Annotated in this window: 14 protein-coding genes, 1 tRNA gene and 1 pseudogene; 14 read left to right on the forward strand and 2 right to left on the reverse strand. The window is 72.5% G+C overall.

The annotated features are described in order from the left end of the window. Window positions 1-61: 61 nt before the first annotated feature. On the forward strand, window positions 62-226 hold the full coding sequence (locus tag IEZ10_RS14500) for a hypothetical protein (protein ID WP_189247012.1): 165 nt from the start codon (window positions 62-64) through the stop codon (window positions 224-226). 38 nt (window positions 227-264) lie between these two features. Beyond that, a pseudogene (locus IEZ10_RS40405) lies at window positions 265-1,419 on the forward strand (recombinase family protein); the annotation flags it as partial. 490 nt (window positions 1,420-1,909) lie between these two features. On the opposite strand, the gene IEZ10_RS14510 reads toward IEZ10_RS40405, so the two are convergent. After that, window positions 1,910-1,995: transfer RNA gene (locus tag IEZ10_RS14510), tRNA-Leu, on the reverse strand. Window positions 1,996-2,158: 163 nt separating this feature from the next. On the opposite strand from IEZ10_RS14510, the gene IEZ10_RS14515 reads away from it, so the two are divergent. The 3 genes from IEZ10_RS14515 to IEZ10_RS39930 all read left to right on the forward strand — a co-directional run bounded on the left by IEZ10_RS14515 (window position 2,159) and on the right by IEZ10_RS39930 (window position 6,714). Next, a complete protein-coding gene (locus IEZ10_RS14515) occupies window positions 2,159-3,466 on the forward strand; it encodes a M20/M25/M40 family metallo-hydrolase (RefSeq protein WP_189247013.1) in 1,308 nt (435 codons plus the stop codon). A 111-nt stretch (window positions 3,467-3,577) separates the two neighbouring features. Then, window positions 3,578-4,198 (forward strand): hypothetical protein, encoded by a 621-nt coding sequence (locus tag IEZ10_RS14520; RefSeq protein WP_189247014.1) that lies wholly within the window; start codon window positions 3,578-3,580, stop codon window positions 4,196-4,198. 239 nt (window positions 4,199-4,437) lie between these two features. Then, entirely contained in the window at window positions 4,438-6,714 is a 2,277-nt protein-coding gene (locus tag IEZ10_RS39930; RefSeq protein ID WP_189247015.1) for a chaplin family protein, read from the forward strand. Window positions 6,715-7,056: 342 nt separating this feature from the next. On the opposite strand, the gene IEZ10_RS14530 is transcribed toward IEZ10_RS39930, so the two are convergent. Beyond that, complete coding sequence (locus IEZ10_RS14530) at window positions 7,057-7,242, reverse strand: DUF5703 family protein (protein WP_189247016.1); 186 nt, start codon at window positions 7,240-7,242, stop codon at window positions 7,057-7,059. A 157-nt stretch (window positions 7,243-7,399) separates the two neighbouring features. Between IEZ10_RS14530 and topA the strand changes: the two genes are divergently transcribed. The 9 genes from topA to IEZ10_RS14575 all read left to right on the forward strand — a co-directional run bounded on the left by topA (window position 7,400) and on the right by IEZ10_RS14575 (window position 20,785). After that, window positions 7,400-10,063, forward strand: coding sequence for a type I DNA topoisomerase (topA, locus tag IEZ10_RS14535; protein ID WP_189247017.1), 2,664 nt, complete (start codon window positions 7,400-7,402; stop codon window positions 10,061-10,063). A 293-nt stretch (window positions 10,064-10,356) separates the two neighbouring features. Continuing rightward, window positions 10,357-11,739, forward strand: coding sequence for a metallophosphoesterase (locus IEZ10_RS14540; protein ID WP_229811260.1), 1,383 nt, complete (start codon window positions 10,357-10,359; stop codon window positions 11,737-11,739). 262 nt (window positions 11,740-12,001) lie between these two features. Beyond that, window positions 12,002-14,086 carry a dTMP kinase gene (tmk, locus tag IEZ10_RS14545; RefSeq protein ID WP_189247018.1) on the forward strand — a complete coding sequence of 695 codons (2,085 nt, stop codon included), beginning with the start codon at window positions 12,002-12,004 and terminating at the stop codon, window positions 14,084-14,086. 21 nt (window positions 14,087-14,107) lie between these two features. Then, window positions 14,108-15,289, forward strand: a complete 1,182-nt coding sequence (locus IEZ10_RS14550; RefSeq protein ID WP_189247019.1) for a DNA polymerase III subunit delta' — start codon at window positions 14,108-14,110, stop codon at window positions 15,287-15,289. Window positions 15,290-16,067: 778 nt separating this feature from the next. Beyond that, window positions 16,068-16,841: a hypothetical protein gene (locus IEZ10_RS14555; protein ID WP_189247020.1), complete on the forward strand. Its 774-nt coding sequence runs from the start codon at window positions 16,068-16,070 to the stop codon at window positions 16,839-16,841. Further along, entirely contained in the window at window positions 16,838-17,992 is a 1,155-nt protein-coding gene (locus IEZ10_RS14560; protein WP_189247021.1) for a glycosyltransferase family 4 protein, read from the forward strand. The genes IEZ10_RS14555 and IEZ10_RS14560 overlap by 4 nt, the downstream gene beginning before the upstream one ends. A 266-nt stretch (window positions 17,993-18,258) precedes the next feature. Then, complete coding sequence (locus tag IEZ10_RS14565; protein ID WP_189247152.1) at window positions 18,259-18,813, forward strand: SigE family RNA polymerase sigma factor; 555 nt, start codon at window positions 18,259-18,261, stop codon at window positions 18,811-18,813. Then, entirely contained in the window at window positions 18,810-19,514 is a 705-nt protein-coding gene (locus tag IEZ10_RS14570) for a permease-like cell division protein FtsX (protein WP_189247022.1), read from the forward strand. Before IEZ10_RS14565 ends, IEZ10_RS14570 begins: the two co-directional genes overlap by 4 nt. A 428-nt stretch (window positions 19,515-19,942) precedes the next feature. After that, window positions 19,943-20,785, forward strand: coding sequence for a PSP1 domain-containing protein (locus IEZ10_RS14575; RefSeq protein WP_189247153.1), 843 nt, complete (start codon window positions 19,943-19,945; stop codon window positions 20,783-20,785). Window positions 20,786-20,905: the final 120 nt, after the last annotated feature.

Raw genomic sequence — 20,905 nt, forward strand, 5'->3', positions numbered from 1 at the left:
GCCAACCGCCAAGCAAGCCACCGGGGCCGCACTCCCGAACGACGAGACGACGAACAGGAGCGTGACCATCATGACCGCGACCAGGAGAACCGACCAGCAGGGCGTCCACGTGGTGCTCCCGCAGGGCCCGCCGGCGCTGAACGCCCGCGCCGCGCGGGAGCTGTTGGAGATCCTGCTGGAGGCGCACGCCGAGCTGCGCGGCGGCGCCGTACCCGACGTCGCCTGACAGCCCGGAAGGTCCCGAGGAAGGAGTTGGAGAGCACGATGCGGTTCGCGTTCTACGGCCGGGTCTCGACCGAGGACAACCAGGACCCCGAGTCGTCAAGGGCCTGGCAGATCACCCGGTCCCGGGCGCTGATCGAGGCGAGGGGCGGGGAGATCGTCGCCGAGTTCTTCGACGTCGACAAGTCCCGCTCGATCCCCTGGCAGCGGCGTCCGCGGGCCGCGGCCCTGCTGGCCGAGCTGCGCGACCCGGGCCGCGGGTTCGAGGCCGTGGTGATCGGCGAGCCGCATCGGGCGTTCTACGGCAACCAGTACGGCCTGACCTTCCCGATCTTCGAGCACTTCGGGGTGCCGCTGTGGGTGCCGGAGGTCGGCGGGCCGATCGACCCGGCCAACGAGGCGCACGACCTGGTGATGAGCGTCTTCGGCGGGATGAGCAAGGGCGAGCGCAACCGGGTCAAGATCCGGGTGCGCAGCGCCATGTCGGCGCAAGCCCAGATGGAGGGCCGCTTCCTCGGCGGGCGGCCACCGTACGGCTACCGCCTGGGCGACGCGGGCCCGCACCCCAACCCGGCCAAGGCAGCCGACGGCCGACGGCTGCACCGGCTGGAGCTCGACCCCGTGGCCGCGCCCGTGGTGGCCCGGATCTTCGCCGAGTTCCTGAACGGCCACGGCCTGTTCGCCATCGCCGAGGGCCTCACCCGCGACGGCGTCCCCAGCCCTTCGGCGCACGACCCCGGACGCAACCGGCACCGCGTCGGCATCGCCTGGTCCAAGGGCGCGGTACGGGCCATCCTCACCAACCCCCGCTACACCGGCCACCAGGTGTGGAACCGCCAGCGCAAGGACGAGGTCCTGCTCGACGTCGACGACGTCGGCCTCGGGCACACCACCAAGCTGCGGTGGAACTCCCGTGAGGAGTGGGTCTGGTCCGACGACGTGGCCCACGCGCCGATCGTCAGCCCGGAGGACTTCACCGCGGCTCAGGACACGCTCGCGGGCCGGGGCGGACGGCGCAGCGGCCGGCGGACCCGGCGAACGAGCAATCCCTACCTCCTCCGGGGCCTGCTCTTCTGCGGCGTGTGCGAGCGGCGCATGCAGGGCAACTGGGTGAACGAGGCGCCGTACTACCGGTGCCGGTTCCCCGAGGAGTACGCGCTGGCCAACCGGGTCGTCCACCCGCGCAACGTCTATCTCCGGGAGGACGTCCTCGTGCCGCGGCTCGACCGCTGGCTCGGCCGGCTCTTCGCACCGCATCGCGTGGAGGAGACCCTGAACGCCCTCGTGGCCGCCCAGCTGGTCGAGGCTCCGGAGGGCGAGGCGCTCGCCGTCGCGCGGCGGCAGATCGCCGAGTCGGACCGCAGGCTGGCCCAGCACCGGGCGGCGCTGGAGGCCGGCGCCGATCCGGCGGTGGTCGCGGGCTGGATCCGCGAGGAGCAGGCCAGGAAGGCAGAGGCCGAGGCGAGGCTCCGGCGGGTTCCGCTGCGCCGGCGGCGGCTCGACCGCGACGACCTGGCGGCCATGATGCGGACGCTGGGCGACATGGTGCGGGTGCTGGGCGAGGCCGAGCCCGCGCGCAAGGCGCGGATCTACGGGGGACTGAACCTGAGGCTGACCTACCACCCCGGCAAAAGAAAAGTGCTGGTCAGCTCTGGAGCTGACCAGCACCTCATAGGCGAATCGAATGTGTCCGAGGGGGGACTTGAACCCCCATGCCCCGCAAAGGGCACTAGCACCTCAAGCTAGCGCGTCTGCCTATTCCGCCACCCGGACGTGGTGCCTGCACGAGAGACCGTCATCGCTCGTCGGCGGATTTAGGTTAGCAAACTCTTGGGCGTGCGTCATATCGGTTGCCCGGCGGCCCTCCCGGTGATGCCCCGCCGTCCCGGCGGCGGCAGGATGGGACGGCAAGCCGTACCAAGCGTAAGGAGTCGACATGACCGTGCTCAATGGCGAGGACGAGGTCGCCGAGCTGTGTCGTGACCTGATCCGGATCGACTCGACCAACACGGGGGACAACACCGGCCCCGGCGAGCGGGCCGCCGCCGAGTACGTCGCCGGGAAACTGGCCGAGGTCGGGCTGGAGCCCCGGATCCTGGAGTCGGACGACCGCCGGGCGAGCGTGATCGCCCGCATCGAGGGGGAGGACTCCTCCCGTGGCGCGCTCCTCCTGCACGGGCACCTCGACGTCGTCCCCTTCCACGCCGAGGACTGGACCCACCACCCGCTCAGCGGGGAGATCGCCGACGGCTGCGTCTGGGGACGCGGCGCGGTCGACATGAAGAACATGGACGCGATGATCCTCGCGGTCGTCCGGCAGCGGCTCAGCGAGGGCCGCCGCCCGCCGCGGGACGTGGTGCTGGCGTTCACCGCCGACGAGGAGGCCGGCGGCGCGTACGGCGCGCAGTGGCTGTCCGAAGAGCACCCCGAACTGTTCGAGGGCTGCACCGAGGCGATCGGCGAGGTCGGCGGGTTCAGCGTCTCCCTCGACGACGACCGCAGGCTCTACCTCATCGAGGCGGCGGAGAAGGGCATCGCCTGGATGCGGCTGACCGCCCGCGGCCGGGCCGGTCACGGCTCGATGCTCAGCGCCGAGAACGCGATCACCGAGCTCGCCGAGGCCGTCGGCCGGATCGGCCGCTACGAGTGGCCGGTACGGCTCACGCCCACGGTCGAGACCTTCCTCGTCGAGACCTCCCGGGCGCTGGGGGTGGAGCTCGACCTGGACGACGCCGAGGCGACCGTGGCCAAGCTCGGCCCGCTGGCCCGGATGATCGGCGCGGTGCTGCGCAACACCGCCAACCCGACCATGCTGCAGGGCGGTTACAAGGCCAACGTCATCCCGCAGACCGCGACCGCGCACGTGGACGGGCGATTCCTGCCCGGCTACGAGGACGAGTTCTTCAAGACGATCGACGAACTGCTCGGCCCCAACGTGACCAGGGAATTCGTCTACCACGACATCGCCCTGGAGACCGGGTTCGACGGGCCGCTGGTGCGCGCGATGGCCGACGCGCTGGTCGCGGAGGACCCGGGGGCGCTGGCCGTGCCGTACACGCTGTCCGGCGGTACGGACCTGAAGGCGTTCAGCAGGCTGGGCATGCGAGGGTTCGGCTTCGCGCCGCTGCGGCTTCCCGCCGACCTGGACTTCTCCGGGATGTTCCACGGCGTGGACGAGCGGGTGCCGGTCGACTCCCTGCAGTTCGGTGTACGGGTTCTTGACCGTTTCCTGGACGCCTGCTGAACCGATCCTCGGAAAAGCATTACGGTGACTCCGTGTAGTGCTAACGTAGCTTTCCGTTGATGGGGGCGGGCCATGCGAAAAGCAGGTCCACCAGAGCTTCGAGGAGGCTGCGTGGCACGCGTGCCGTATGGGCGGTGGGGGGCGTTCTCGCCCGCCGTCCGGCGCGTGCCCGCGGCCGTCTCCGCCGACGGCGCGGTCTTCGCGCGGGATGACCGGATGGCGCGGTTTGCGGCCGGCTCCCGGCTGATCGTCAGGCGAGTGCTCTCCATCGGCGGCCTGCTGGCCGCCGGATGGCTGCTCGCGGTCGTCTTCGGACTTCTCGGCGCCGCTCCGGCCGCTGCGGACACCACCGCGGCGGCCGGAGCGGCCGGTTCGCGCGCCCCCGTCCCCGCCGCTTCCGGACCGGCCGTCAGGGCCGGTGTCTTCCCCGCGGAGAGTGGCATGTCTTCGGCGTCGGGCGACGCCGAGGCGATGGCCGGGCGAGGCGTGGACGGGCTCACCAGCCAGTCCGGGCCGGTGTCCCCGACCCCCGCCGCCGTTGACCACGGCTCCGGCACCGATGGGTTCCTGCCTCAGGGCAACGGCGGTTCCGGCCCCTCCGGGCCGGGTGTGGGGGATGTCGCGAGGTTCGTCTACGACCCGCGGCCCATGGCGCGGCGCGCCCCGCTGGCGTGCGTGCTCCCCCCTGTCGTCCGCACAGCGGCGGACGACCCCTCCTTCTCCCCTGACTGACGCCGTGTCCCGCGTGCCCGGGTTTCCCCACCGGACACGCTCACCGGCCGCGGAGCGCGTCATGGCCTCCCCTCTGCGGGGAGTCGCTCCGCCCGCCGGACGACCGGTGATCTCCAGTTCCTCGTGACGGCCGTCGGGGCTTTCCGCTGCACGCGTTCCCGTCAGGTTCTCGCGCGGCCTCGCATGCCCGCCACGAGACGTCAGGTATTCCCCCCGAACAACCGCAAGGAGCATCAAACATGCGTACGTGGGTTAAGGGCTCGACCCCCGCGGCACTGCTCGCGCTGGGTGTCATGACACTCGGCAGCGGTACGGCTTTCGCGGACACCTCCGGTGACCATTCGGTCGGCGGTGGCAACCAGGTCAACCTCCCGATCACCCTGCCGATCGACATCAGCGGCAACGCCGCCGCGGTCGCCGGGAAGTCCCGGGCGGGCTCCACGGGCGGCGCCTCCGCCGGCGCCACGAACACCGCCGGCGCCACCGGCGGCACGGGCTCCGGCGTCCCCGGCGAGACCTCCGGCAGGGGCAGCGTCCTGGGCGGCAACCAGGTCAACGCCCCGATCACCGCGCCCATCGACGCCTGCGGCAACGCGCTCTCCCTGTTCGGCCGCTCCGAGGCCGGCTGCCGGGGCGGCGCGTCGGTCTCGCGGGGCGGTGGCGGCGGGGCGGGTGGCAACCGTACGAACGGTGACCACAGTGTGGTGGGCGGTAACCAGGTGGTCGCGCCGATCACCGCTCCGGTCAACGTGTGCGGCAACTCCGTCGCGGTCGTCGGCAGGGCTGTCGCGGGGTGCCGGGGTGGCGCGTCCGTTCACGGTTCCGGCGGGGGCAGCGGCGCGGGGGGCAACGTGACCTCCGGGCGTGGGTCCGTGCTGGGCGGCAACCAGGTGGTCGCCCCGATCACCGCGCCGATCAACATCTGCGGCAACTCCGTCGCCGTCATCGGCCGGGCCTTCTCCGGCTGCGTCGGCGGAGCCAGGGTCGGTGACGACGGACCCGGCGGTCCGGGCCACCCCGGCGGTCCCGGTCACCCGGGGGGTCCGGGCCAGCCCGGTGGTCCCGGTCAGCCCGGCGGGCCTGGTCACCCGGGCGGGCCTGGTCACCCCGGTGGTCCGGGCAAGCCTGGTTACCCGGGTAAGCCCGGTTACCCGGGCGGGCACGGCGATCCCGGTAAGCCGGGCGGCCACGGCCGTCCTGGGCAGCCGGATGGGCACGGCCGCCCCGGCGGTCCCGGTCACCCGGGTCGTCCCGGCCACCCCGGTCAGCCGGGCGGCCCGGGTCAGCCGGGCGGTCCCGGTCAGCCGGGCGGTCCGGGTCGGCCGGGCGGTCCCGGTCAGCCGGGCGGTCCCGGTCAGCCGGGCGGTCCGGGTCGGCCGGGCGGTCCCGGTCAGCCGGGCGGTCCGGGTCGGCCGGGCGGTGACGACGGTTCCGGTCCGCGTCCGGGTTCCACTGGAAACGACACCGACGGCCGGTTCAGTGTCGGCGGCGGTAACCAGGTGGTCGCGCCGATCACCGCTCCGGTTGAGACCTGCGGCAACGCCGTCGGCAACGCCACGGCCGGCTGCCCGGGCGGGGTGTCCGTTCCCGGCTCCGGCGGGGGGCGCGGCACCGGGGGCGCGGGGGGCAACGTGACCTCCGGGCGTGGGTCCGTGCTGGGCGGTAACCAGGTGGTCGCGCCGATCACCGCGCCGATCAACATCTGCGGCAACGCGGTCGCCGTCATCGGCCGGGCCTTCGCCGGATGCCAGGGCGGTGCCTCCGTCGAGGGCGGCGGTGGCGGCGGGGCGGGTGGCAACCGTACGAACGGTGACCACAGTGTGGTGGGCGGTAACCAGGTGGTCGCGCCGATCACCGCTCCGGTCAACGTGTGCGGCAATTCCGTCGCGGTCGTCGGCAGGGCGGTCGCGGGGTGCCGGGGCGGTGCGTCCGTTCACGGTTCCGGTGGGGGCAGCGGCGCGGGAGGCGCGGGGGGCAACGTGACCTCCGGGCGTGGGTCCGTGCTGGGTGGCAACCAGGTGGTCGCGCCGATCACCGCGCCGATCAACATCTGCGGCAACGCGGTCGCCGTCCTCGGTGACGCCGCCGCCGGTTGCCTGGGCGGCTCCCACGCCGGCGGGCCGGGGCGCTCCGGGGTCTCCGCGATGCCCACCGCCGCTGGGGCGGGCCGTACCGCGCTACTGCCCGAGATCCCCGTCCTGCCGGGCGCCCGCGGGGCCGCCCAGCACCCGGACCGCGGATTCGGTCAGAACGCGGGTCGCGAGTCCGGCCTGAACGCGGGTCGCGGGGTCGCGCAGCATCCGGGCCGCAAGGCCGGCGCCCAGGGCGCGGTCACCTCCGCCCCGGTCGGCCGTACGCTGCCCGCCGGCGATCTCGGTCTGATGAGCGCCGCCCGGCCCGCGGGTGTGGCCGGCATGAACTCCGGCGCCCTGGCCGCCCTTCTGGTCGGTGCCATGGCCGCTCTCTCCGCCACCCTGTTCGCGGCCACCCGCCGCTTCCGGCTCGGTCGGAAGTAACGCCGAGGCGGTCCGGAACCATCCGGAACCAGCCGGAGCGGTGATCCGGACCCAGGGCCGGACACAGAGCCGGATCCAGGGCCGGGAGCCGACCGCCGGACAACGGGGCGGGAAGCGAGACGGCAGGTAATACATCAGTAACTCTTTGGTCATGTCCCCTCAGAGCCGCTGGGGGAGACGCGCAGGCGCTCCGCCGCCGGTGAGAGGAACCGCGGGCCCAGGCGGCCCGGGTTCCGATCGCCGGGCGGAGCGGGAGTGCTTTGCCCGTTCCGGGGGCGCGGCCCGGGGCGGGCAAAGCCATGTCGGTCCACCGCCTTCGCGGGTTGCGGGGACCGCGGCCGGTCACATCGTCCTGGCCACACGTATGATCTTGCGACGCAACCGGACGTCCCTGCGGCCGTCGGGATACAGTCGCAGACGGTCGAGCTCCCAGCCGCCGTACTCTGCGTGTTCGGTCAGGATCTGGCGGGCCGTGTCCCGGGTCGTACCGCGCGGAAGGTGGAGAACCAAGTAGGAGTAGTCCAGCACAGCGATTAGTCTCCGAGGATGGGCTGGGGGACGTCAGCACTCATAGGGCTTTATTGTGCGTCCTTGCGGCTTTCCTTGGGAGTGCGCCCGATCTGGATCGGGTAACCCGAGGGGAAGTGAACGGGGAACGAATGCGAACAGCGAGGTAGGAAGCAGCGTGCCAGCCAAGAACGGCAACGCCGGCGGAACCCGCCTGGTGATCGTCGAGTCGCCTTCCAAGGCGAAGACCATCGCCGGGTACCTCGGCCGCGGCTACATCGTGGAGTCCAGCATCGGGCATATTCGCGACCTCCCCGAGAAGGCCGACGACATCCCTGAGAAGTACAAGGGCAAGTCGTGGGCCCGCTTAGGCGTCAACGTGGAGCATGAGTTCGAACCACTCTACGTGGTCAACCCGGACAAGAAGGCCCAGGTCAGCAAGCTCAAGCAGCTGCTCAAGGATGCCGACGAGCTCTACCTCGCCACCGACGAGGACCGCGAGGGCGAGGCGATCGCCTGGCACCTGCGCGAGGTGCTCAACCCCAAGGTCCCGGTGCACCGCATGGTGTTCCACGAGATCACCCCGCGGGCGATCCAGGAGGCGGTGGCCAATCCCCGGTCGCTGAACCTGCGGCTGGTCGACGCCCAGGAGACCCGGCGCATCCTCGACCGCCTCTACGGCTACGAGGTCAGCCCCGTCCTGTGGAAGAAGGTCAAGCCCCGCCTGTCCGCCGGTCGGGTGCAGTCCGTGGCGACCCGGCTGGTCGTCGAGCGCGAGCGTGAGCGCCTGGCCTTCACCAGCGCGACCTACTGGGACCTGCAGGCGCTGTTCGACACCGGTCGCGACGAGTCGCCGAGCGAGTTCACCGCCACGCTGACCGGCGTGGACGGCAGGCGCGTCGCCCAGGGACGCGACTTCGCCTCCACCGGCACGCTCAAGAGCGCCGGCGTGGTCCACCTGGACGAGGCCGCCGCCCGCGCCCTGGCCGCCCGGCTGGACGGCGCCGCCTACCGGGTCGAGTCCGTCGAGCGCAAGCCGTACACCCGCAAGCCGTACGCGCCGTTCCGGACGACGACGTTGCAGCAGGAGGCCAGCCGCAAGCTGGGCTTCTCGGCGAAGTCGACCATGCAGATCGCCCAGCGCCTGTACGAGAACGGCTTCATCACCTACATGCGGACCGACAGCATCACGCTGTCGGAGACGGCCGTGGCCGCGGCGCGCAACCAGGCGATCAACCTGTACGGCGCCGCCTACGTCCCCGACAAGCCGCGCGTCTACACCAGCAAGGTCAAGAACGCCCAGGAGGCGCACGAGGCGATCCGCCCCTCCGGTGAGGTGTTCCGCACGCCGGGCGAGACCGGGCTGACCGGTGACATGTTCCGGCTGTACGAGCTGATCTGGCAGCGGACCGTCGCCTCGCAGATGAAGGACGCGGTCGGCGAGTCGGTCACCGTCAAGGTGGGCGGCACGTCCAGCGCGGGCGAGCGGGTGGAGTTCAGCGCCTCCGGCCGGACGATCACCTTCCATGGTTTCCTCAAGGCCTATGTCGAGGGCGCCGACGACCCGGCCGCCGCCCGCGACGACGCCGAGCGTCGCCTGCCCAACCTCACCGAGGGCGACCGCCTCACCGCGGCCGAGCTCAAGGCCCTGGCGCACGCCACCAAGCCGCCGGCGCGGTACACCGAGGCCACGCTCGTCAAGGAGCTGGAGGACCGGGAGATCGGCCGTCCGTCGACCTACGCGTCGATCATCGGAACGATCCTGGACCGCGGTTACGTGTTCAAGAAGGGCACGGCGCTGGTGCCGTCCTTCCTGGCGTTCGCCGTGGTCAACCTGCTGGAGCGGCACTTCGGCCACCTCGTCGACTACGACTTCACGGCCGACATGGAGAAGGTCCTCGACGACATCGCCAACGACCGGGCGGAGCGGGTGCCGGAGCTGCGCCGCTTCTACTACGGCGACGGCGGCGAGGGCGACGAGGGGCTCAAGGAACTGGTCACCGACCTCGGCGAGATCGACGCCAGGGAGATCAGCTCCTTCCCGATCTCCGGCACCGACATCATGATCCGGGTGGGCCGCTACGGCCCCTACCTGGACCGTGACGGCGTCCGGGTGAACGTGCCGGAGGACCTGGCGCCCGACGAGCTCACCGCCGAGATGGCCGAGGAGCTGTTCTCCCGCCCGACCGGCGTCCGCGAGCTGGGCCGGGACCCGGCCACCGGCAACCTGATCGTGGCCAAGGACGGCCGGTTCGGCCCGTACGTGACGGAGATCCTTCCCGAGGAGCCCCCGGCCGAGGGCGCGAAGAAGCGGACGAAGAAGGCCGACGCCCCCAAGCCGCGCATCGAGTCGCTGTTCAAGACGATGTCCCTCGACACCGTCACCCTCGACGACGCCCTGCGCCTGCTGATGCTGCCCAGGCTCGTCGGCGAGCTGGACGGCGAGGAGGTGAGGGCGCACAACGGCAAGTTCGGGCCCTACCTGAAGAAGGGCTCCGACTCGCGGTCGCTGGCGTCCGAGGACGACCTGTTCACGGTCACCATCGAGCAGGCCAAGGAGCTGTTCGCCCAGCCGAAGACCAGGGGGCGCCGCGCCGCCGCCGCGCCTCCGCTGCGCGAGCTCGGCGCGGATCCGGTCTCCGGCAAGCCGATCGTGGTCAAGGAGGGGCGGTTCGGCCCCTACGTGACCGACGGCGAGACGAACGCCTCACTGCGCAAGGGCGACGAGGTCGAACAGATCACCACAGAGCGGGCCGCCGAGCTGCTGGCGGACCGCCGCGCCCGGGGCCCGGCGCCGAAGAAGCGCCCCGCCGCCCGCCCGAAGGCCAAGACCAAGACCTGACGGCCGGGGCCGTGCCGCTGGAGCCGCCGCGTACCTGAGGGAGCTCTCAGGTACGCGGGAACGCGCCGCCCGTGTCCGGCGTTCTCGAAAGCACGTCGGGCACGTCGGGCACGTCGGGCACGCCGGGTCGCGGTGCGGTCCGGCGTGAGCACGGCGGTCGCCCGGATCACCGTGCGGTCCGGTGCGAGCGCGGCGGTCGTGCCGGGACGACGTGACCCGGCGCGGGCACGGCGGCGGAGTACGGCGGGCGCGGCGACGGGTACGACAGGCGCGGAGAGCGAGCGGTGGCGGGCGTGGGTTTCATAGCGATGGTCCTGACGGCGGTCGTGCTGGTCCACTACTACCTGTGGCGCCGCCTGGTCAAAGACACCACCGTCCCCGGGCGGGCGCGCGTCGTGCTCACCGCGGCGCTGGTGGCCCTGGCCGCGCTCCTCATCGTGATGCGGGCCGGTGAACGGCTGACGTGGGGCCACCTGCTGGCCTGGCCGGGTTACCTCTGGCTCGCCGTGATGTTCTACCTGTTCGTCTTCCTGGTGGTGCTGGAGATCCCGCGGGCGCTGGCCCTGCTGGCCGTACGGCGGGCCGGGCGGAGGGCCCCGGAGCGGGAGCCGGAGCGCGTGGCCGTACCGGCGACCGCGGGGTCCGCGGGGTCCACGGTGGCCGGGCCGGGGGCCGCGGGCATGCCGGACTCCCCGGACGTCGCGGGTTCCCCGGACGCGACCGGGGCCGCGGGCACGGAAGGCTCCCAGGACGCGACGCGGGGCCCCGGTGCGGCGGGCGCTTCGGACGCCGGGGGAGACCCGGCCGGGCCGCGCGGTCCCGCCGGGGCGCCGGTGGGGCGCAGGCTCTTCATCGGCCGCACGGTCGCCGCCGTCGCCGGGGTGGGCGCGCTGGCCGCCGTCGGGAGCGGCGTCCGCACCGCGCTCGGCGACCCGGTGATCGAGTCGGCCGGGGTCAGGCTGCCCCGGCTCGACCCGCGGCTGAACGGGCTGCGCCTGGCCGTGGTCAGTGACATCCACCTCGGCCCGCTCACCGGGGTCGGGCACACCGAGCGCATCGTCCGCATGATCAACTCGTTGGAGGCCGACGTGGTCGCCATCGTCGGCGACCTGGTCGACGGGACGGTGGCCGAGCTCGGCCCGCAGGCCAAGCCGCTGCGGAACCTCGAATCCCGCTACGGCTCCTACTTCGTCACCGGCAACCACGAGTACTACACCGCGGGCGGTCCCGGCGAGTGGATCGAGGAGCTCCGGCAGCTCGGCGTCCGACCGCTGCAGAACGAGCGCGTCGAGATCGCCCATGCGGGGGCCGTGCTGGACCTCGCGGGGGTCAACGACATCTCCGGTGGCCCGGCGGACGGTGCGTCCGGCGGCCCGGACTTCGAGCGCGCGCTGGGCGGCCGGGACCGCTCCCGCTCCACGGTCCTGCTGGCCCACCAGCCGGTCCAGGCGGACGAGGCGGCCCGGTACGGCGTGGACCTCCAGTTGTCCGGCCACACCCACGGCGGGCAGATGGCGCCCTTCAACCTGCTCGTCTCCCTCCAGCAGCCGATCGTCTCCGGGTTCGGCCAGGTGGGCGACACCCGGGTGTACGTCACCCGGGGTGCGGGTTTCTGGGGGCCGCCGGTCCGGGTGGGGGCGCCGCCGGAGATCACGCTGCTGGAGCTGCGCGGCTGAGCGGCCCGGCGGGCGGGTGAGGACAGGGGACACGGGACACGGGCGAGGGCACGGGGGTCTCCGCCGCGCTTCGTGCCCGCCGCGCCTCCTGCCCGCCGTGCCTCCTGCCCGCCGGACGCGGGACGGCGTGGTCCGGCGAGTGGGACAAAGGGTGGGGTGAAACGGGCGGGTGGCGCGTATCACCCGACTCATTACTCGGATGGGCATATCGGCTCGACCGGTGTTCGCCCCAGCCAGGTGGACGTCTCGATACGCTGAGACCATGACCACCCCTGGCCCGAGCACCGCACGACGCAAGCCGCCTCACGTGCTTGCCCACACGCCGTTCCGCAAGCTGTGGACGGCGATGGCGGTGTGCAGCCTGGGAGACTGGCTCAACATCATCGCGCTGACCGCCCTGGCGGGTAACCTCACCGCCGGGCAGGGGTACACCACGCAGAGCCTGGCCATCGGCGGCGTCTTCGTCGCGAAGATGCTGCCGGCGGTCCTGCTCGGTCCCGTCGCGGGCGCGTTCGCCGACCGGTTCGACCGCCGCCTGACGATGTTCACCTGCGACCTGCTCAGGTTCGCGCTGATCCTGTCGATCCCGCTGGTGCTGTCACTCACCTCGGTCGGCAACTACCAGTGGGTGATCATCGCCACCCTCCTCGTCGAGTGCGTCAACCTCTTCTGGGTCCCGGCCAAGGACGCCACGGTCCCCAACCTGGTGCCCAAGGACCGGCTGGAGTCGGCCAACCAGCTCAACCTCCTGGTCACGTACGGCACCGCCCCGGTCGCCGCGCTGCTGTTCGCGGTGCTGTCGGTCGCCGACGACGCGCTGGGCCGGTTCATCCCGTACTTCTCCGGCCGTGACACCTACCTGGCGCTGCTCATCAACGCCGTCGCCTACCTGGTGTCGGCGGTCATCGTCTTCACGCTCAAGGAGATCCGGAGGGTCCCCACGGGGGACATCGTGATCTCCACGCCGTCGGTGCTGCGGCAGATCGTCGAAGGCTGGCGGTTCGTCGGCGGCAACCGGGCGATCCGGGGGCTGATCATCGGCATGCTGGGCGCGTTCGCGGCCGGCGGCGCGGTGGTCGGCGTGGCCAAGATATACGTGGGCGCGCTGGGGGGCGGCGACGCCGCCTACGGCGTGGTGTTCGGCGCGGTCTTCCTCGGCATGGCCGGCGGCATGTTCTTCGGGCCCAGGCTGCTGAGGGAGCTGTCGCGGCCGAGGCTGTTCGGGCTGTCGATCATCGTCGCGGGGCTGGTGCTCGCCGCGGTCGCGGTCGTCCACAACCTGGTGATCGTGGTGCTGCTCACCGTGGTCCTCGGAGCGTGCGCCGGAACCGCCTGGATCATCGGCTACACCATGATCGGGCTGGATGTGGAGGACGGCCTGCGGGGCCGTACGTTCTCGTTCCTGCAGTCGCTCGCCCGGGTCACCCTGCTGCTGGTGGTCGCGGTGGCGCCCACCCTGGCCGGCCTGTTCGGCAGGCACCTGGTCCGGGTGCGCGGCGAGACGGTGTACCAGTTCGACGGCTCCAACCTGGTGCTGCTGGTCGGCGGATTGCTCGCGACGGTCGTCGGGTTCCTCGCGCTGCGCCAGATGGACGACCGCAGGGGCGTCCCGATCCTGACCGACCTGCTGGCGGCGGTGCGCGGCGAGCGGTTCGTCCCCGAGGTCGCGGAGCAGCCGCGCGGGATGTTCGTCGCGTTCGAGGGCGGCGAGGGGTCGGGCAAGACCACCCAGTCCCGCCTGCTGGCGATCTGGCTGCGCGACCAGGGCTACGACGTCGTGCAGACTCGCGAGCCCGGCTCCACCAAGATCGGCATGCGGCTGCGCGCGATCCTGCTGGACGCCGTGCACCAGGGGCTGTCGGCCCGATCCGAGGCGCTGCTGTACGCGGCGGACCGCGCCGAGCACGTCGAGAAGGTCATCCGCCCGGCCCTCTACCGGGGGTCGATGGTCGTCTGCGACCGCTACGTCGACTCCTCGCTGGCCTACCAGGGCGCCGGGCGGTCCCTGGAGAAGGAGGACGTGGCGAAGATCAACGAGTGGGCCACCGGCGGGCTGATCCCCAACCTGACCGTGCTCATCGACACCCCGCCGTCCATCGGGCTGACCCGGCTCGGCGGGGCCGCCGACCGGATCGAGTCCGAGCCGCTGGAGTTCCACGAGCGGGTGCGCCGCGAGTTCCGCGCGCTGGCCGCCGCCCACCCGGACCGCTACCTCGTCGTCGACGGCACCCTCGACCAGAGGTTGATCTCCGAGATCGTGCACGACCGGGTGCGCGAGATCCTGCCCGACCCGGTCCCCCGGGAGGCGGAGGACGCCACGAGCACCATCCCGGTCATCCACGACTGATCCCGGCGGTAGGTTGGTCGGGTGGGAGTCTTCGATGACCTGGTGGGCCAGGAGCGGGCGGTCGAGACGCTCCGCAGGGCCGCCGCGTCGGCGGCCGAGACCCTGTCCGGAGGCCGCGGGGCGGGGATGACCCACGCCTGGCTGTTCACCGGCCCGGCCGGGTCCGGCAAGGAGGAGGCCGCGAGGGCGTTCGCCGCCGCGCTGTTCTGCCCCGACCGGGGGTGCGGCCACTGCGACATGTGCCACCAGGTGGCCGTCGGCTCTCATCCGGACCTGGAGGTGGTCCGCCCGCAGGGGCTCTCCTACGGGATCAAGGACACCCGTCAGCTCATCCTCCGCGCGGCCGGCGCCCCGACGCTGGGCCGCTGGCGGGTCGTGCTGTTCGAGGACGCCGACCGCGCCACCGAGGGCGCCTCCAACGCGTTGCTCAAGGCGATCGAGGAGCCGCCGCCGCGGACGGTCTGGCTGCTGTGCTCGCCCTCCCCGGACGACATGATGATCACCATCAGGTCCCGCTGCCGGGTGGTCACGCTCGTCACCCCGCCCGTCGCCGCCGTCGCCCACATGCTGGTCACCCGGGAGAACGTGCCGCCGGAGACGGCGGAGTTCGCGGCCAGGGCCGCCCAGGGGCAGGTCGACCGGGCCCGCAGGCTGGCCCTGGACGCCGAGGCGCGCGGGCGCCGCGAGGCGGTGCTGTCCATCCCCGCCTCGCTCGCCGGTGTGGCGGAGTGCGTGACGGCCGCTGAGCGGCTGGTGAAGACGGCCGAGGAGGAGGCCGCCGCCGTCACCACGGCGCTGAACGAGTCGGAGATCGCCGAGCTGCGCAAGGTCTACGGCGAGGGCTCCTCCGGCAAGGGGCTCAACAGGGGGCTGATCCGCGGCGGCGCCGGGGCGCTCAAGGAGCTGGAGGACCGGCAGAAGTCCCGGGCCACCCGGACCAAGCGCGACGTCATCGACACGGCCCTGCTCGATCTGGTGACGTTCTACCGCGACGTGCTGGCGGTGCAGTTCGGCGCCCCCGTCGAGCTGGCCAACGACGACCGCCGTGCCGACCTGGAGAGCCTGGCCCGCTCCGCCACCCCCGAGGAGACCCTGCGCAGGATCGACGCGATCATGCTGTGCCGGGAGCGGCTGGCGGCCAACGTCAACCCGCAGATGGCCGTGGAGGCGATGACCCTCTCGCTGCGGTGGCCCGTTTCCTGACCCGGTCTCGCTCCTGGCCCTGATCCCGGTTCGGGTCCTTCCGCTTCGTCCTGGGTCCTGTCCCCTGACGCGGCTTCAGGGTCCGTTCTCCGGTTTCGGCCTGGATTCCGGTTTCCTTTCCGGTGCCGGCGCGTTCTCCGGTTTCCGAGCGGTTCGTTTTTCTCGTGACTTCGCCGCTTCCGATGATGTCTTCACAGGTCAGCGGCCGGTATCGAGCCCGTGGCCGGGCGGGGCCCGTTTCTGGTCCGCTGGGGCATGCAACCTTACGGGTGGCTTTCGAGTCTTTAAAGGTATGCAGTGTGATTTTCCGGGATTGTCTTACCGGGGAACCGAGGCCGTCCCCAGTGCGTTCCGCGCCGGGGACGCCGCCCGGCTCCGGAGCGGGGCGCCCGGCGGTACGGCGCCGCCCTCCGGCGTGACATCCGGCGGCGCGGATCGTCCCGGGGGCCCGGGTGCGCCCGGCGGTACGGGGCGCCTCGGGAGTCCGGGTGTGGCGTCCGGCGGTGCGGGCCGTTCCGGGGGGCCGCCGGGTGCGTCCGGGGGTGCGGGCCGTCCGGGGAGCCAGGGTGTGGCGCCCGGCGGTGCTCCGGGCCCGCGACGGGCGCGAGGCGGGGCGGCGCTCGCGTCGCCGTACTGATCGGTGGCGCTTTTTCGCGTCAAATCCCCTCGAAGGGGAAGTGAAGATCGTTAGAATTCCCAGCGAATTTATACACACTTGTTGCCAATTTAAGTTCTATGCGTGCTCTACGGGGTGAGCAGGCAAGACGGGGGTTCCTCGATGGGTACGGGAACGCAGGGCGGAGCGGTCGTGGCCGGAGGCAGGAGAGCCGTCACCGGCAGGGTGGACGGCGACGACGTCCTGAGGGTCGAGTGGCCGGACCCCGGCGGCGGACGGTCGGGGGCGGAGGACGGGGACATCGTCCTGCGGCACGCCGAGACCGGCGAGGAGCACGCCGGCACCGCCCTGGCCGGGCTGGCGCCGGGCATCTGGGTGGTGTCGTACCGGGGCGAGCCCATCGCCACCGACGACCCGGGTTTCTCGCTGGACGGCCTGATGAGCTACGCCGCCATGCCCCGCGAGCGGGAGATCCGGGCCTTCCGCACCTCGGTCGGCACGCTCGCGCTGACCGTCCGGGAGGTCCGTCCGTACGTCGAGGTGACCGGTGTCGTCTCCGACGACGGCGTGGTCGGGGTGACGGGCGTGATCGCCTACGGCGAGCCGATCGAGGGCCCCGCCCGGCTGGTGGCCGTGCCGAGGAAGGGGGCCGAGCCGGTCGGCGGCCCGGGAGCGTTTCACGGGCGGAGCTTCGAGGGCGGCGTCCGGATCGAGCCGATGGCCGAGGGACAGCGCCGCCGCCGGACCTTCTGGGACCTGTACGCCGAGGCCGGCGGGGCGCGGCTGCCGCTGGCGGCCCGCCTCGACGACGTCACCGACAAGAAGACCAAGGTGCGCTTCCCCGCCCAGCACGTGGGACAGGTGCGGGTGCGGCCGTACTACACCGACACCGACTCCCTGGCCGTGGCCCTGACCATCGAGGAGGAGGGTACGTGAAGATCTCCTTCCTGATCCTCAACGCCTACGGCATGGGCGGGACGATCCGCGCCACCTTCGACCTCGCCACCGAGCTGTCCCTGCGTCACGACGTCGAGGTGATCAGCGTCTTCCAGCACGTCGACCGGCCCTTCCTGCGGCTCGGCCCCCGGGTGCGGCTGCGCTCGCTGGTGGACCTGCGGGAGGGGGCGAGGGTCCGCTGGCCGTACACGAAGCGGGCCGAACGGCTGAGCGGGCAGGAGAGCGCGCTGATCCACCCGGAGGAGCGCGCCTACGCCTCCTTCAGCGCCTGGAGCGACGACGTGCTCAGACGCGAGCTGCGGCGGCTCCGCACCGACGTGCTGATCACCACCCGGGCCGGGCTGAACATCATGGCCGCCAGGTTCGCGCGCCGGAAGGTCGTCACCATCGCCCAGGAGCACCTGCACTTCGAGGCGCACAAGCCCGGCATCTTCCAGGAGATCCGGGAGTGGTACCCCAACCTGGACGCGGTGATCACCCTCACCGAGGCCGACGAGCGGGACTACCGCGCCATGCTGGGCGGCGGGCGGACGCGGGTGATCACCATCGGCAACGGCCTGCCCGCCACGCCCCGGCCCCGCTCCCGGCAGGAGAACAGGATCGTGCTGGCCGCCGGGCGGCTGGTGCCGGTCAAGGGGTACGACCGGCTGCTGAAGGCGTTCGCCCAGGTCGTCCAGAAGCGACCCGACTGGAAGCTGCGGATCTACGGCGAGGGCCGCTCCGGTGACAAGCTGGTACGGCAGTCCGTCAAGCTGCGCCTGCACAACAACGTCACGTTCATGGGCCCGACCGAGGACATCGAGGGAGAGCTCGCCAAGGCGTCGATCCACGCGGTCAGCTCCCGGTTCGAGGGCTTCGGCATGACCATCATCGAGGCGTTCTCCTGCGGGGTGCCGGTGGTCAGCTTCGACTGCCCGAGAGGGCCGCGTGAGATCATCACCTCCGGTCACGACGGCCTGCTGGTACCGGCCGACGACGTCGACGCGCTGGCCGAGGGGCTGCTCCGGATGATCGACGACGAGGAGGGCCGGCACCGGATGGCCCGCAACGCGCTGGAGACGGCCGCGCGTTACGACATGTCCGTGGTCGCCGAGCGCTGGGAGCGGGCCTTCGCCGAACTGGTCGGCTGACGCGGTGCCGTACGGTGAGCCGCCGTGGCGCACGTGAGCTGCCGTGCTGCCGCACGTGAGCTGACGCGGTGCCGTACGGTGAGCCGCCGTGCCGCACGTGAGCTGCCGTGCCGCCGTACGGTGAGCCGCCGGGAGTCCACTGGAGGCCCGCCTGAGGATCCGCCGGGCCGCCGGGGCTCGCTGAGGGATCCGCCGGGAAGGTCGCCGGAAAATGTACGCCGGACCGAGCAGCAGACGACTCGGTCCGGCGTCTCTGTGACGTGACCATGTCATTCTCGGGGACGACCCCGGAACCGAAGACCGAGGCTCCTCCCCGTGCGGAGCGTCCGGCGAGGGACCGCGTCGACGTCGCGGGACTGTTCGCCGAACACCACCTCGGCCTGGTGCGGCTGGCCCTGCTCATGGTGGGCGACCAGGCCACCGCCGAGGACGTCGTGCAGGAGGCGTTCGCCCGGACGCACGCGGGGCGGCTCCGCCTGCGCGACCCCGGGCGCGCGCTGACCTACGTCCGCTCGGCGGTGCTCAACGGGGCCCGGTCGGTGCTGCGGCGCCGGGCGGTGGCGTTCCGGCGGGCCGTGCCGTACGAGCCGCCCGTCTGGTCGGCCGAACACGCGGCGCTGCTCGGCGAGGAACGCCGCGAGGTCCTGACGGCGCTGCTCGGCCTGCCGAAGCGGCAGCGCGAGGCGCTGATCCTGCGCTACTACCTCGACCTGCCCGACCAGGAGATCGCGGAGGTCATGGGCATCAGGGCCGGCACGGCCCGGTCCACCATCGCGCGCGGGCTGGCCGCCCTCGCCCGGACGCTTGGGGAGGAATCATGAACACCGACCGGAACGCCACCGAGGGCCGCCTGCGCGACGCCCTGTCCGCCGCCGCCGGGACGGTCGCGGACGTCCGCCCACTGGCCGTTCCCGCCCGCCGGCGCCTGCGGGTCCCGCTGCGGATCGCCGCCGCCGCGCTGGCCGTCACGGCCGTCGCCGTCGGCGTCACGAACCTCGCCGCGCCCTCTCCGCTGCCCGGGGAGGCGATGGTCGTCGCCATGGCCGCGGGCGGTACCGGGCCGTCGGGGATGGCCGACGTCTCGGTCTTCCTGTGCAAGGACCAGAGCCCCTTCCCCAACTGCGGGGGCAAGGGGGTCACCGAGGCGGGACGGGAGGAGCTGCGCCGGGCGCTGGCAGGCCGGCCCGAGGTGGAGAGCGTCACCTTCGAGGATCAGCGGACGAACTGGGAGAACTTCCGGCGGCAGAACGCGGACAACACCATGCTCCTCAACGTGATCCGCCGCGAGGACATGCCCGAGGTATTCCGGCTCCGGGTCAAGCCGGGCACGGACTCCCTGGCCCTGACGCGGGCGGTGGGCGGGCTGCCCGGCGTGTCCAACGCCGTCGACACCCGGTGCCTGATCGAGAAGGGTTCCCTGTTGGGGAGGATCAAGAGCAGACTTCCGTGGTCGGACGACCCGCAGCGGTGCTCCTTCCCCGAAATCACCTTCCCGGACGCCACCCCTTCGAGCGGGGGATGACCGTCCACCCCGACTGGGCGGAGGAGCACGGCCCGCGCCCATGAAACCGCTCCGGTGAGGCCGGTGAGGGATCACGCTCCACGAGGTACGGCCCGGCCCGCGAAGCGGCTCCCTCACGAGTCGCTTCGCGGGCCGCCGCACCGTCACGGATCCGCGCGGCCGGCGGGACCCGTGGCGACCGGCCGCGGAGGATCCAAGAGCCCTGCGGCGGTCGGCCGCGGGAGGATCCCGGGGGGTCCGAGGTGATCGGTCGCGGAGGCTCCGGGGGGTCGGCGGCGGTCGGCGGCGGAGGACCCGAGGGGGCCCTGCGGCAGCCGGTCGCGGGGGGATGTCGCGGGGGGATCCAGGGGGTACGCGGCGGCGGTCCGGCGCGTAGGGTGGCGTGGAGGGCGCCAGCCGTACCCCCTGCAGTTTGGAGCCTCATGAGCATGATCATGGCGGTGAGCTTCACCCGCTACGGCCGTCTTTACTACCTCGACCCCGGCGAGCACAGCCCCAAGGTCGGCGACAAGGTGCTCGTGCCGACCGACGCCGGGCCTGAGGTGGCCGAGTGCGTGTGGGCTCCGCAGTGGACCAGCGAGGAGATCGGTGACCTGCCGGTGTGCGCGGGCATCGCCGGCGAGGAGCACCTGGCGCGCGACGAGAACAACCGGCGGCGGCGCGCGGAGGTCAGGAGCGTCGCCAAGCGGCTCATCAAGCGGCACGAGCTGCCGATGAAGGTCGTCGGCGTCGACTACCTCGACGCCGACAACGTCTACACCGTCTACTTCTCCGCCCCGCACCGCGTCGACTTCCGCGCCCTCGTCCGCGACCTCGCCCGGAACCTGCGCGCCCGGGTCGAGCTGCGGCAGATCGGCCCGCGCGACGAGGCCCGCCTGCAGGGCGGCATCGGCCCGTGCGGCCGCGACCTGTGCTGCGCGACCTTCCTGAAGGACTTCGAGCCCGTCTCGGTGCGGATGGCCAAGGACCAGAACCTCCCGGTCAACCCGATGCGGATCGCGGGGGCGTGCGGGCGGCTGATGTGCTGCCTGAAGTACGAGCACCCCCTCTACATGGAGGCCAACCGCACGATGCCCCGGGTCGGGTCGAAGGTGGACACCCCCGAGGGGCCGGGCACCGTCGTCGGGCGCAACGTCCCCTCCGACTCGGTGACGGTACGGCTGGACGAGGGCGGCCGCCGCTGCGCCTGCCCGTCGGCCTCGGTCTGCTCACCCCGCAAGCAACACGACGCGATGTACGGCGCGGCGCCGGAGACCGCCTCCGGAGGTTAGACGGACTCCGGAGACCGGGGCGGGTGCGGCGGGAGGCCGGGGCCGGGGCGGAGGCCGGCTGAGCCGCGAGACCGGGGTGGACGGCGCCCGCGCGGTGACGGCGGGCCGGCGTGTGTTCCG

This window comes from Streptosporangium pseudovulgare (genome assembly GCF_014648055.1).
GTDB classification, from domain to species: Bacteria; Actinomycetota; Actinomycetes; order Streptosporangiales; family Streptosporangiaceae; genus Streptosporangium; species Streptosporangium pseudovulgare.

Excerpts from the sequence above, each read along its gene's own strand:
- IEZ10_RS14515 (WP_189247013.1), top strand. The coding sequence starts at position 2,159 with ATGACCGTGCTCAATGGCGAGGACGAGGTCGCCGAGCTGTGTCGTGAC.
- IEZ10_RS39930 (WP_189247015.1), top strand. The coding sequence starts at position 4,438 with ATGCGTACGTGGGTTAAGGGCTCGACCCCCGCGGCACTGCTCGCGCTG.
- tmk (WP_189247018.1), top strand. The coding sequence starts at position 12,002 with ATGACCACCCCTGGCCCGAGCACCGCACGACGCAAGCCGCCTCACGTG.
- IEZ10_RS14555 (WP_189247020.1), top strand. The coding sequence starts at position 16,068 with ATGGGTACGGGAACGCAGGGCGGAGCGGTCGTGGCCGGAGGCAGGAGA.
- IEZ10_RS14565 (WP_189247152.1), top strand. The coding sequence starts at position 18,259 with ATGTCATTCTCGGGGACGACCCCGGAACCGAAGACCGAGGCTCCTCCC.
- IEZ10_RS14570 (WP_189247022.1), top strand. The coding sequence starts at position 18,810 with ATGAACACCGACCGGAACGCCACCGAGGGCCGCCTGCGCGACGCCCTG.
- IEZ10_RS14575 (WP_189247153.1), top strand. The coding sequence starts at position 19,943 with ATGATCATGGCGGTGAGCTTCACCCGCTACGGCCGTCTTTACTACCTC.